Here is a 12,938-nt window from a genome sequence, read left to right on the forward strand (position 1 = left end):
GGGCTGAGGTGAGCGATCAGTCGGGCCAGCGCATCAAGGCATCGATACGCGCTTGATAGCGCTGCTCATAAGGCGAGGAGACGATCTGATTGGAAGCGCGGGCTTTGGCCAGTTCCTCCTCAAGTCGGCTCGCGACGATTGTTTCTTCACCAGGATGCAGGTTGCATGGGTCAAGATAAAAATAGCCATGCTCCGCTTCATGATCACGCACGATAACCGGGCGCGATCCTGCTGCCAGTGCATCAGCAAAATCCCAAGCTGTTATATGGGCTTCCTGCGGATTGATCGTTACCCGAAGTCGATCAAGAGGATTGTGCGTCGGATCAGCTTCGACCTGGGCAGTGACACCTGGTTTTCCGGTCAGGACTTGCTTCCATAAATTAAGATAGCCCGTTTCCCGTTCACGAACACCTGTATGATCGCGCTTTTCCCATGCTTCGAGCGCGGCAATGGTGCCAAGAATACTTTCCTTACCAATTTTCATGCCACGTCCAATCCCGCGGTTTTGCAGGAAAGCATCGCGGACAAGCTGCTTTTTGCCGGCAACGATACCGCCTGTTGGACCGCCAAGAAACTTGTGCGAGGAATAGAGTGCAATATCTGCACCCTGCTCCAGAAATATTTTGAAATCATATTCCGAGGCAGCATCAACAATCACAGGAACGCCGCGCGCATGGCAGACTTCTGCGAACTGTTTTAGCGCAATCAGGCCATATTGTACCGTGTGGTGGGACACCACAAAAACGGCAGCAGCGGTTCGTTCGTTAATCGCACCATCCAGGTGGTAAGGGTAACAGGAGGTTGCCTGACCAATCAAAACGGCCTTGGCTCCAGCCAAGCGAATGCCCTGATCGACAGGTGCGCCATAGCTGACAACGTGCCCAGTTTGAATGATCACTTCATCCTTCAGTCCGGTGGCGTCGGGTAACCGTTCGATGGCAGCCAAATCGTTGCCGGTCATGGCCGCGGCCACAGCGAGTGTAATTCCGGCAGAGCAAGAAGCTGTTATAAATCCCGCCTCTCCACCGGTCAGGCGAGCAATAACCGGGCTGGCTATTTTGTGCAGATCGTTGATTTCCACAAATTCCGGAAGTATGGCAGTCATCGCTGCGACTGCTTCAGGTACAACGATTGACGCGCCCAATGCAGTCATCGTACCCGAAACGTTAATTACCGGTCGCAACCCTCGCGACGCGCGAATATCAGTCATGGTATTCTCCTTGCATTCCATTTGCTTGGCATGCATGCCATTATAATGTAATAAGAATGATATAACCCGAACAATCCAGCAGGAGCTGCAAGCGTGAACGCCAAAATATCAGACATGGACACACCCGGCGGTTACGAGAAGGCAGGCTCGAGCGGCAAACGCTCGCGTGTCAGCGGTATGGACCGTGCGTTGCAGGTGCTTGATTATCTTTACGAGACGGGTTCTCCCGCAGGCATTTATGCCATTGCCAAAGCTATCGGTGCTCCGCTTTCCACCGTATATGTGATCATCGACGATCTGGTTGAAAAGAATATGCTCTCGCGCAACAGCGACAACACAGTGTGGCTGGGCGCGCGCCTTTACCATTATGGTCTTGCCTATGCGCGCTCGTTGGATTTTCTGAATGTGGCAAATCATGAGATGCACAGTCTGAGCCGTATATCGGGTGAGACAGTTCAGGTATGCGGCCGTGACGGGGACCATATGATGGTGCTTGCCATGGCAGATGGCCCGGGACATTTTCAGGTAACCTCTCGCGTCGGCACGCGTGTTCCGCTTAACTGGACTGCGTCCGGCCGGTTGCTTGTTGGCCACCTTCCTGAAAAAGAACGTCTGGCTCTTTTCGAACACTGTGCAAAATCCTCGCCCACGGGACGTGCGGTGATTGATCCGTCCGCCCTGTCGGTAGCAGCGGGAGAAGCTTTGAAAGCCCGCATTTCCATTCAGGCTGGTGAATCCGACTACGCAGTGGCCTGTGTTGCTTCGCCCATCTGCGACGACAAAGGCGCATGCATTGCAACTATTTCCATCGTCCTTGCCGAGCAGAAAATTGCGGACAACCCGGATCGCTACGCCACCGAGGTTAAAGCCTCGGCGGAACGTATCGAAACCATCATGGGTTGGCGCAGCCATTCCTGAGCTCCTAATCCTTCAAGGCGACAATCGCCTCGATCTCGACTGTAATATTGCCTGGGAGTGATCCGAAGCCGACGGCAGAACGGGCGTGATTTCCTGCTTCGCCGAAGATATCGATCAGCAAGTCCGAGCAGCCATTGATAACGAGCGGATGGTCTTCAAAGTCCGGAACGGCATTCACCATCCCAAGTAATTTCACTACGCGTTTGACCCGGTTCAGATCACCGAGCGCTGACTGCATGACGGCCAGGAGATTGATCGCCGTCAGTCGTGCGTGTTGGTAGGCTTCCTCAACGCCGACATTGCCACCGACTTTGCCGGTATGCATGAAACCATCATCCTCACGCGGTCCCTGCCCTGACAGATAGAGCAGATTTCCTTCCTGTATGTGGGTGACAAAATTCGCTATTGGGTTCGGTGCGGGGGGTAGAGAAATCCCAAGGGCTTTCAATCGCTCATAGGGCGACGTCTGGGTCGGTACTGTTGTCGTGATGCTGTGACTCAAGACGAATTCCTAACGATACGAATAAGGTGCGATGGCGCCGGAGGCTTCCGGCACTAAAGGCTGATAGCGGCTTGCGGCGATTGTCTCGGTGCCAAGAACAACCATCCGTGGTTCAAATAGTTTGTTGAGATTGGCCTCATAGCCCATCGAGTCGATAACCTTGAGGTCTGAATCGACAAGATCAAAGATGGTAAAATCTGCGCGTTTCCCCACCGATAAGAGATTGTCTGTTGGCACGCCAATGGCCGATGCCGGCGAGATGGTAACTGCCTCGACCACCTTGTCAAAAGGCATACCCACGCTCAGCAGTTTGGACATGGTCGTGCCAAGGTCCCATACGGAGAAGTCCAAGCTGCGCAGATGGATGTCAGTTGATATGGAAAACGGCAAAAGTCCACGCTGGATGGCGACTTCAGCGACGCGGAACGAGAATGAGGCACCGCCGTGGCCGATATCGAGACGGATGCCCTCCCCTGCGCAACGCTCTGCCAACTCAAACAGATCATCGTCCTCAATAATGCTGCTGCCGACCTTGCCATTGAAGCAATGAGTGATGATATCGCCCGGCCCCAATATCTCCAGAACCTCTTCGTACAGAGCTGGAGGTTCACCCACATGAACCATCATGGGAATTTTGAGAATCTTGGCAATTTTCTTGCCCAGTTTCACGGGTGTAACACCCCACGATCCGGTAATGACATGGCTTGCGCGTACTTTTAATCCCACGATGTGATCGCGGTTCTCATTGACGCATGCAACGGTCCGGTCAATATCAATGGAGCGAATATCACTGAGCTCGCTGACGCGGTTACAGGCCACGAGGCCAATTGATCCGAGATTGAGAAACGCTTTGATACGCTCTTTTGCCGGATCGATAATGTACTCGCGAAAGCCATGAAAATTGGCTTCACCGGCGGAACCAGCATCCACAATGGTGGTAACGCCACGCTCGACTCCACACACCTGCGGGCGAACGGAAATGTCTGTACCGCCGTGCCAGATGTGCGCATGCAGATCAACCCAGCCGGGAGAAATCCATGCTCCCTTGGCATCGACACGCTGCACCTCACCTGAAACGTTCAAGGAAGGACCAAACTGCGCGATATTTCCATCAGTATCGATCAGGATATCTATTTTCGTTGCAGGAGTATTCGGGCCGAACGCTACAGGATTTACATTGGTCAGAAGCAAGCACCCTTCCCTGGAAGATGAAGCAGCGGTTGCGGAAGTGGCAGGCATGATCAGAGATCCTTTCTGAGGCGGGGGTCTAGAAGGTCGCGGAATCCGTCGCCGACCATTTGAAGGGAAAGAACGGCAAGCACGATTGCAATACCCGGAAACAAGGTCATCCAGTCTGCGGTGCCGATATATTGACGACCTGATGCAATCATTGTTCCCCATGTTGGCACTTCTGGACTGACGCCAAGACCGAGGAATGACAAACCCGCTTCTGCAAGCATCGCGTTGGCAAAAAGGAAGGTCCCCTGGACAAGAATGGGAGACAAAAGATTACGCAGAATATGCCGCGTCATGATGTGCCATTTGGAGATACCGAGAGATGTTGCAGCTTCCACATAAGGCAGTTCACGAATGACGAGTGTCGAAGCACGGACAACGCGTGCCAGACGCGGTGCGTAAACAATACTAAGCGCTACAATAACTGTCGTTAGCGATGGTCCGAGAGCAGCGACAAGGGCAATGGCAAGCAGGATGTCCGGAAATGCCATCATGGCATCGATAAGCCGGGTTATCGGAGCATCGAGCCTTTGGAAAAAGCCGGCCAGAATACCCAGCGTCACGCCGATCACGGACGCAAGAACCACAACTGCAAAGCCAACAAGCAGTGACAGCCGCGCGGAAAAAATTGTCCGGGAGAAGACATCGCGCCCAAATTCATCGGTGCCAAAGAACCATCTGGCGTCGGGCGGCTTCAGCCGATTGACGATGGAAAGCTTATTGGGTGCGTAGGGTGTAATCAGTGGTGCAAATACTGCAAGCGTGACGAAAACAGCCAGAACAATCAGACCAAAAAGCACGGTCTTTCGCTTGATCAGCACCTTGAAGAATTTGGAACGCTCGCTTTGTCCCGTGTTTGATACAGTCTCGGTCATCAGTAACGCACCCTTGGATCAACGACGAGATAAAGCATATCGATAGCAAAGTTGATGAGCACGTAGAGCGCTGCAATGATAAGCAATGCGCCTTGGATGACAGGATAGTCACGCCGCAATACGGCCGATACGACGAGACTGCCGACGCCGGGAAGCCCGAAAACCGTCTCTGTGACAACTGCTCCGGAGATGAGAACGGCGGCAGTCAGGCCAATGACAGTCAGGACAGGAATCAATGCATTCTTGAAGGCGTGCTTCAGGACGACCCGGCGCTCATCGACTCCCTTAGCGCGTGCTGTGCGGACATAATCATCGCCAAGCACATCGAGCATGGATGCCCGCGTAAAACGCATGATCAACGCGGATGAGACAATGCCCAATGCGAAGGCCGGCAGCACAAGGTATTCAAGCCGCTCTATCAGAGATGTGCCAGGGCCCCCGTAACCCGAAACAGGAAACAGCCCGAAGCGGACAGAAAAAATCTGCATCAATATAAGGCCAAGCCAGAAACTTGGTATACTGGCCGCGAGCATAGCAAGTGAAGTTGCGGCCTGATCAAACACTGAACCCCGACGATAGGCCGCATAAATTCCAATCGGAATGGCGATGACACTTGCGATAAGCAGCGAGAAGATCGTCAGGAAGAATGTTGGCTCGGCACGCTGCACAAGCGCTTCCAACACCGGTTGATTGAGGAATATCGACTGACCCAGGTCGCCTTTCAGCAAGTTGCCGATGAAGTAGAGGTACTGGGCCAAGATGGATTGATCGAGTCCGAGTTGTTGGCGCAGCGCAGCAATGTCAGCTGCGGTTGCCTCCGGCCCGAGCATGACAGCCGCCGGATCGCCGGGTGTGACACGGACGATGACAAATACAATCGTCACAACCAGAAGCATGACGATGATCATGCCGATAAAGCGTTGGATTATGTAACGAAGCATCAGGCGTCCTGTCAGGAGAGCAAAATCCGGTGAGGCAGCGGAAGGAGGACTCGTTCCGCTGCCATTTGAATTCTGTAGGTCTTACTGCTTGAGCGAGACGTTCCAGAAATAGGGCCACGGCGCTGGTGTGAAGCCTTCCAGTTTTGGCGATTTTGCCGAGATGGCGTTGAAATCACCAATCTTGATGATCGGCACTTCGGCGTAGATCACCTTCTGCACTTCTGCCCAAAGAGCGACACGCTTTGCAGGGTCCACTTCAGAATTGAATGCGTCAACCGTGACTTTGCGAGCAGGCGTATCCCAATTGCCAGGTGCGCTGGTCGACATAGCACCAATGAGTGCAGGTTCTGGCAAGAACGGACTATGGCTGATGTAAATATCCCAAAGTTTCGGGTCGGCTCGCCTTTGTGTCAGCGTTGCCCAGTCAACGACCTGCATGTCAACGGTAAAGCCAGCAGCTTTCAGATATTCGGCGGCAACCTGCGCCATCTTGTAATGGAACTCATACTGGCGGCTGGTAAGAATGCGGATCGGTTCGCCATTGTACCCGGCCTTCTTCATCAGCTCAGCGGCTTTTTCCGGATCAGCGACATTATAGGCGCCTTCCGTCCCGGCATCAGTCTTCCAGCTATAACCTTCTGGATACATAGAGGCATTCAGCGAATAGAAATCAGTGCTTCCGAAAGCCGCCGCCAGCATGTCTTCCATGTTCAGGGAATCGCGGATTGCCAAACGGATGTCCTGATTTTTGGTGATGCCTGCACTTGTGTTCATAACAAAGACCGGCCAGCCAAAAGGCTTCAGCAAGACAGCTTCGGTTGTCTTTTGGTCTTTCAAACGCGCATAGGCTTCAACCGGCAGACTGTCGACATAATCGAACTGGCCGGCTACGGCGCCTTCGACGCGCGTATTGGCATCTGGAACGGGGACGAAACGAATCTCGTCGAGATATTGATGACGCGCGCCGCCATAACCGGTTTCTTCGCCTTCAGGTGACTTGTAATCATCAAAGCGTGAAAGCTGGATATACTGATCAGCCTTACGCTCCTTTAGCTTGTAAGGTCCGGTGCCCACTGGTTCGGTCATCGGGTTTTGCTGCTTTTCACTGGGGAGGATGATGGCAGCTGCGTTGTTGAACGCTAGCAGGGAGAGAAGCGGAGCATGAGGCGCGTTGAGCGTTATCTTGACGGTCGCCGGATCAACAACATCAATCGACGTTATCAACGAGGCGACCTGTTTTCCGCGGGACGCGATTTCGGTCCACCGCTTTAATGAGGCAACGACATCGGTGGCATCCATATCTGTGCCATCATGGAACTTGATTCCGGCGCGTAGCTTGATTGTGTAGACTTTACCGTCTGACGATACGTCTGGCAGGCTCGCAGCCAGCAAAGGCGTCGCATTCCAGCTCTTATCAAACGTATACAGTGTTTCGAAAATATGCTGCGAAACAATGCCGACCAAGTCGGCAGTTGATGCCATTGCATCCAGTGTCGGTGGTTCGCCGATCGTGGCGACATTGATCACGCCACCCTTGGTCTGGGCGAAAGCCGATGGGTTCAGTGCAATCATTGCTGAACCGAGAAGCAGAGCTAGCTTGAGTGGTTTCATTGTCGTTCCCTTTTTATTCTATTATTATGGACTAGAATTCTTTATAATAGAATAAGAGCAAATGCAGGGGATGGTGTCAATTCAAAAAATAAGGGCAGCGCTTGGAAGGCGCTGCCCTTATTTTTTGAAAAGGTACAGGTGGATCAGATGATGCCGCCACCGCCCGCTAGACTAACAGGGCGCTTCTTGCCGATTTTTTGCCGGTACTGACTTTTACGATAAGTGGCGATGGGATCAATTGCACCGCCCGCCCGAAGTCGCGCTTCGGCAAGAATGGGCTCAACGTCAGTCCTGTAAGCCCGCTTGAGAGCGTCAGAAGCCATCAGCGCGTCGTTCTCGTTCTGAAAGGCGCTGAGCGCTTTGCGATCTACCAGCAAAGCTTGCGCATAAGCACGGCGGATTTCATTGGCGCTTGAGATCAGACTTTCTATTGGATCGGTAACATTGTGCGACTGATCGATCATGTGAGCCGGGTGGAAATCCGGCACGCCGCGATCTTCGGCATCGACAAGTTCATTAAAGACAAGGAACAACCTGTAGGGATCGATCGAGCCCGCATCGAGATCGTCATCGCCATATTTGGAATCGTTGAAATGGAAACCGCCAAGTTTCTTGAACTGGATAAGCCGAGAAACAATCATCTCGATACTCGTGTTTGGTGCATGGTGACCCAGGTCGACGAGACAAAATGCCTTTGGCCCCAGGGTTTGAGCTATAAGGTAGTTTGTGCCCCAGTCCTGCACGACTGTTGAATAGAAGGCAGGCTCATACATTTTGTGTTCGGAGAAAATACGCCAGTCATCCGGCAATGCTGCGTATATCTGCGCCATTGAACCAAGATATCGCTCGAAAGATTTGGCAAAGTTGCTTTGACCCGGAAAATTGGAGCCGTCGCCGACCCACACCGTGAGCGCTTTTGAGCCTATCACAGCACCGATTTCGATACATTCGATATTGTGCTCGATGGCCTGATTGCGGGTTGCCTGATCTGAGTGACTAAGCGAACCAAACTTATACGAATATTTCTGATCGGGGGCATCTGAGAACGTATTGGAGTTCATTGCATCGAAACCTAGACCGAGTACCTCCGCATGGGCTTTAAGTTGCTTCGGATCGGCCTTGTCCCAGGGGATATGCAAGGAAACATTTGGCGTGGCGCGGGTCAGTTGTTGTATCACTGCACAATCATCGAGCTTGTCGAAAATACCTCGCGGTTCGCCAAGCCCGGGAAAGCGCGCAAACCGCGTGCCACCGGTACCGACTCCCCAGGAGGGAACAGCAACGAAGAACTCCGCAACCTTATCCGTCATCGTCTCGATTTTGATGCCTTGCCGGTCAAGACGTGCGCCCAGCGCTTCGTAGTCGCTCTTGTGGGCCTTTGATAACCTATCGTTTTCACTTGCGATCAGGTCGCCTGAAATGTGCAGTTCAGCCATTTTGTCCTCCCTGAACGACTAACGTGTAAAGCTTTGTGCATTACCCGCGTCGACGTTGATGATATTGCCTGTCGATTTGGCTGACGCGTCGCAAGCAAGGAAGTAGATGGCTTCGGCGATATCCTCCGGGAACACATTCAGCTTCAACATTGAGCGTTTACGATAATGCTCCTCCAGTTCGTCCACCTGCAAATTGGAGGATGCGGCGCGTTGCTCGCGCCATTCGCCATTCCAGATTTTCGAACCCCGCAGAACCGCGTCGGGATTGACGGTATTGACGCGGATACCTGCGTCCGCACCTTCCAGCGCCAAGCACCGCGCGAGATGGATTTCGGCAGCTTTGGCTGCACAATAGGCGCTGGCGTTCGGCGATGCTGCAAGGCCATTCTTGGAAGCGACAAACACGACATTTCCGCCGATTTTCTGTCGGCGGAACAGGCGGAAGGCTTCGCGCGATACGAGAAAGTAGCCGGTTGCCAGGATGTCGATATTACGGGTCCACATTGAGAGTTCAGTGGTTTCAATGGGCGCCGAAGATGCTATGCCAGCATTCGAGACCAGAATATCTATTCCGCCAAATTCAACTGAAGCTTCGGCAAAACCTGCAATGACGCCAGCTTCATCAGTAACGTTCAGCCGCACACTGCGCACAGCGTCAGCTGTATAGCGTTTGGCCAGATCGGCAGTGGCGGTTTCCAGTGCCTCCGCGTCTATGTCGGCGAGCACCACGCAAGCGCCCTCCCCGAGCAGCCGCTGAGCGGTCGCGCGGCCGATGCCACCGGCTCCACCGGTGACAAAAGCGACACGACCAGCCAATGATTTCGGCTTAGGCATGCGTTGAAGTTTGGCTTCCTCTAGCAGCCAGTATTCAATATCAAAGGCCTCCTGTTCAGGCAGTCCCTGATATTCCGATACAGACGATGCGCCACGCATCACATTGATGGCGTTGACATAAAACTCTCCCGCGATACGGGCGGTGGCCTTGTCTTTGGCAAATGAAAGCATGCCAACGCCGGGAATGAGGAAAATCACCGGATTTGGATCACGCATTGCAGGCGAATTATCATGCTTGCAGTCATTGTAGTATCGGGCATAGTCGGCCCGATAGGCTTCCAGCGCACTGTCCAAGGTGGCGACAATGGCATCTGCATCAGGCCGTGCTGGATCGAATTCGAGTACAAGCGGCCGGATTTTTGTGCGCAGGAAATGATCGGGGCAACTTGTACCAAGTGCAGCCAGTGGCTGCAGCTCATGCGAATTAACAAATTCCAGTACGGCAGGCTGATCGTCAAAATGACCAAGCTTGCGCTCGGCAACACCGATCTTGCCGCGAATTTCAGGCATCAACTTTGCCGCAACGGCACGGCGTTCGGGAGCGTTCAGACTTTTCGTTGTCGCTCCACCGAAGGCAACCTTGCCGGATGTCTGCTGATCGAACCAACTGATTGCCTTATTAATGATTTCCAGCGTCAACTCATAGCAATCCCTGGCGTCGTTCGCCCAGGTAAAAAGCCCATGACTTTCCAGCACTACCCCTTTGGAGTTTGGATGGGCTGCAACATAGGCACCCAAGTCAAGGCCCAGTTGAAATCCCGGGCGGCGCCATGGCAACCAGCCAATATCGTCACCGAATATTTGCTTTGTCAGTTCGCGGGAGTTCTTTGAGGCGGCAATGGCAATGATTGCATCGGGGTGCATGTGATCGACATGCCTGAAAGGTACGAAACCATGAAGCGGGGTATCGATTGAAGCAGCACGACCATTCAGGTTAAAGGTGCAATGGGGCAAGAATCCCACCATGCGATCTTCATCGTCAACGCCTTTGTATATAGACTTCAACGAGTTGAGCTTTTCCATATAAAGAGTAGCAAAACCATCAAGCTTTATGGTCCCGACATCGCCGCCAGACCCCTTGACCCACAATACTTCTACGGGCTGTCCGGTAAGCGGGTCTGTCTGCGTTACCTTTGCAGAGGTGTTGCCGCCGCCATAATTGGTTATGCGCTTGTCGGCACCAAGCAGGTTGGAACGATACAGCAGCTTCCCCGGCTCATCGAGGCCAGCCGCCTTTTGATCATCCCAACGGTTATCCAGAAGTTGGATGCTGCCTGCCATGATTGCCTCCCAAAGGTTATACAGGGCCAACAAGCCCTTTCAAAATTTGGCTTAGCTATGCGGCAGACAGCACTTTCATGTCAATCATAAACAATCAACTTCAGTCATAAACTTACATTGTGCAGTGCAGTATGAAACTATTTGATTGAAGTTGATTGACACTGATATTGAATTTGCGCAATAGATTGCAGCAGGAGGAGCCATCCACATGCACGAGCGTGAGCGTCACCGCATCATTCTGAGCGCTGTTCAGGAAAAGCCGGTCATCACCATTCAGGACATTGCCGAGCTGACGGAAGCGTCAGAGGCAACTACCCGCCGTGACATTGCCGCACTCCACGTGCAAGGCAAATTGCGCAGGGTGCGCGGCGGTGCTGAAGCGGTGCATCCTGCACAGCTGGCTCCCCTTGCCGGGCGGCATTTTCACGTCTCGGAATCCGAAAATGCCGACAAAAAACGTGCCATTGCCCGTGAAGCTGTTGCCCTGTGCGAAGAGGGGGATGCCATCATTATAAATGGTGGCACCACCACATTTCAGATGGTGCATTTCCTTGCATCGCGTCGCTTGCAAGTGATGACCAATTCGTTTGCCATCGCTGAACACCTGGTCAAAAATTCAAAGAGTTCGGTCACAATTCCTGGCGGTGCGATTTATCGAGAGCAGAGCATTATTCTTTCGCCATTCGATAACGATGTGACCCGCAATTTTTACGGCAAACGCATGTTCATGGGCTCGCAAGGCGTGGGGCCATTTGGCGTCATGGAGTCCGATGCACTGATCATTCAAGGCGAACAGAAGCTTATCAATCAGGCCGATGAACTTGTTCTGTTGGTCGATTCAACAAAGTTTTCGCGCAGGTCCAGTCTCATTCTGTGCCCCTTAAGCAGGGTAACGACCATTATCACCGATGACAGCATTTCCGATGCGGACCGGAAAATGATCGAGGAGGCTGGCGTCCAGCTCATTGTTGCGAGGGTACAGGACAAGCGAAGGAATTCCGCCTCGGTCGCATAAGCGCCGCTGCGGTCTTAAGCAATACAGAAATCAATCTCTGGGAGGACAGAAAATGAAACTACTGAAGAAAATCGCATTGGGAACGGTCCTGGCCGTTGCCATGTTTGCACCCCATGCTCAGGCGGCCGATACAATCAAGATTGGCCTTGTTGCAAAATCTCTGGGTAACGGCTTTTTTGAAGCCGCCAACAAGGGCGCGCAGGAAGCGGCCAAAGAATTGGGCGGTGTCGAAGTCATCTATACCGGTCCAACATCAACGACCGCTGAGGGACAGATAGAAGTCATCAATTCGCTCATCGCCCAAAACGTCAACGCAATCGCCATCTCCGCCAATGATCCCGATGCGGTCGTTCCAGCCCTGAAAAAGGCAATGGCGCGTGGGATCAAGGTCATTTCGTGGGATTCAGCAGTGGGCAAGGACGGACGTATTGTTCACCTCAACCCATCGTCAAACGAGCTGATCGGCAAGATGTGCCTTCAGCTTACTGCCGATCATCTGAAGGATGGCAAAGGCGATTTCGCCATTTTGTCGGCCACAACGACTTCGACCAACCAGAACACATGGATTGAGGAAATGAAGAAGCAACTTCCGAATTTCCCCGGTCTCAATTTGGCAACGACGGTCTATGGTGATGATCTTGCTGACAAAAGCTACCGCGAAGCGCAAGGCCTTTTGACCTCGCAGCCGAATGTAAAGGTTATCGTTGCGCCAACGACTGTTGGTGTGCTTGCTGCATCCCAGGCCGTGGCTGATGCGAAGAAGATCGGTGAAGTCTATGTGACAGGCCTTGGTCTTCCCTCTGAAATGGCAGGCGCGATCAAGTCTGGCGCAACCAAGGAATTCGCGATCTGGAACCCGATTGATCTCGGCTACTCCGCAACACAGATCGCCTATCGCCTTGTAAAAGAAGAAACCGACGGCGCACCGGGCAGTGAAATCGAGGCTGGTCGCATGGGCAAGATCAAGATCGGCGACAACGGTGAAGCTGCCATGGCTGACCCATTCGTCTATGATGCCAAGAATATCGACGAATTCTCCAAAATATTCTGATCTCACCCAATACTCTCAAGCCCGGCAG

General features: G+C 52.9%; 11 protein-coding genes. 3 read left to right on the top strand and 8 right to left on the bottom strand.

Annotated features, from left to right (window positions below; translation table 11 throughout):
* Nucleotides 1-16: 16 nt before the first annotated feature.
* Entirely contained in the window at nt 17-1,210 is a 1,194-nt protein-coding gene (locus tag ACYJL1_RS21775; protein WP_460899240.1) for an aminotransferase class V-fold PLP-dependent enzyme, read from the bottom strand.
* A 114-nt stretch (nt 1,211-1,324) separates the two neighbouring features.
* Here ACYJL1_RS21775 and ACYJL1_RS21780 point away from each other — a divergent pair, with 114 nt between their 5' ends.
* Nucleotides 1,325-2,128 carry an IclR family transcriptional regulator gene (locus tag ACYJL1_RS21780; RefSeq protein ID WP_460899957.1) on the top strand — a complete coding sequence of 268 codons (804 nt, stop codon included), beginning with the start codon at nt 1,325-1,327 and terminating at the stop codon, nt 2,126-2,128.
* A gap of 4 nt (nt 2,129-2,132) precedes the next feature.
* Here the strand turns inward: ACYJL1_RS21780 and ACYJL1_RS21785 are convergent, their stop codons facing one another.
* From ACYJL1_RS21785 to ACYJL1_RS21815, 7 genes are all read right to left on the bottom strand, one after another.
* The gene (locus ACYJL1_RS21785; RefSeq protein ID WP_460899241.1) at nt 2,133-2,630 is read right to left on the bottom strand and encodes a RidA family protein; all 498 of its coding nucleotides are present in this window, start codon (nt 2,628-2,630) and stop codon (nt 2,133-2,135) included.
* Nucleotides 2,631-2,639: 9 nt separating this feature from the next.
* Nucleotides 2,640-3,869 (bottom strand): amidohydrolase/deacetylase family metallohydrolase, encoded by a 1,230-nt coding sequence (locus ACYJL1_RS21790; protein WP_460899242.1) that lies wholly within the window; start codon nt 3,867-3,869, stop codon nt 2,640-2,642.
* Between the two features lie 2 nt (nt 3,870-3,871).
* Complete coding sequence (locus tag ACYJL1_RS21795; protein WP_460899243.1) at nt 3,872-4,741, bottom strand: ABC transporter permease; 870 nt, start codon at nt 4,739-4,741, stop codon at nt 3,872-3,874.
* Complete coding sequence (locus tag ACYJL1_RS21800) at nt 4,741-5,682, bottom strand: ABC transporter permease (RefSeq protein ID WP_460899244.1); 942 nt, start codon at nt 5,680-5,682, stop codon at nt 4,741-4,743. The genes ACYJL1_RS21795 and ACYJL1_RS21800 overlap by 1 nt, the downstream gene beginning before the upstream one ends.
* Nucleotides 5,683-5,763: 81 nt before the next feature.
* Nucleotides 5,764-7,293: an ABC transporter substrate-binding protein gene (locus ACYJL1_RS21805; protein WP_460899245.1), complete on the bottom strand. Its 1,530-nt coding sequence runs from the start codon at nt 7,291-7,293 to the stop codon at nt 5,764-5,766.
* A 143-nt stretch (nt 7,294-7,436) separates the two neighbouring features.
* A complete protein-coding gene (gene rhaI, locus ACYJL1_RS21810) occupies nt 7,437-8,729 on the bottom strand; it encodes an L-rhamnose catabolism isomerase (RefSeq protein ID WP_460899246.1) in 1,293 nt (430 codons plus the stop codon).
* 18 nt (nt 8,730-8,747) lie between these two features.
* On the bottom strand, nt 8,748-10,844 hold the full coding sequence (locus ACYJL1_RS21815) for a bifunctional rhamnulose-1-phosphate aldolase/short-chain dehydrogenase (protein ID WP_460899247.1): 2,097 nt from the start codon (nt 10,842-10,844) through the stop codon (nt 8,748-8,750).
* 208 nt (nt 10,845-11,052) lie between these two features.
* Between ACYJL1_RS21815 and ACYJL1_RS21820 the strand changes: the two genes are divergently transcribed.
* Nucleotides 11,053-11,859: a DeoR/GlpR family DNA-binding transcription regulator gene (locus ACYJL1_RS21820; RefSeq protein WP_460899248.1), complete on the top strand. Its 807-nt coding sequence runs from the start codon at nt 11,053-11,055 to the stop codon at nt 11,857-11,859.
* Between the two features lie 52 nt (nt 11,860-11,911).
* The gene (rhaS, locus tag ACYJL1_RS21825) at nt 11,912-12,910 is read left to right on the top strand and encodes a rhamnose ABC transporter substrate-binding protein (protein ID WP_460899249.1); all 999 of its coding nucleotides are present in this window, start codon (nt 11,912-11,914) and stop codon (nt 12,908-12,910) included.
* Nucleotides 12,911-12,938: the final 28 nt, after the last annotated feature.

Source organism: Phyllobacterium sp. K27, from assembly GCF_054796155.1.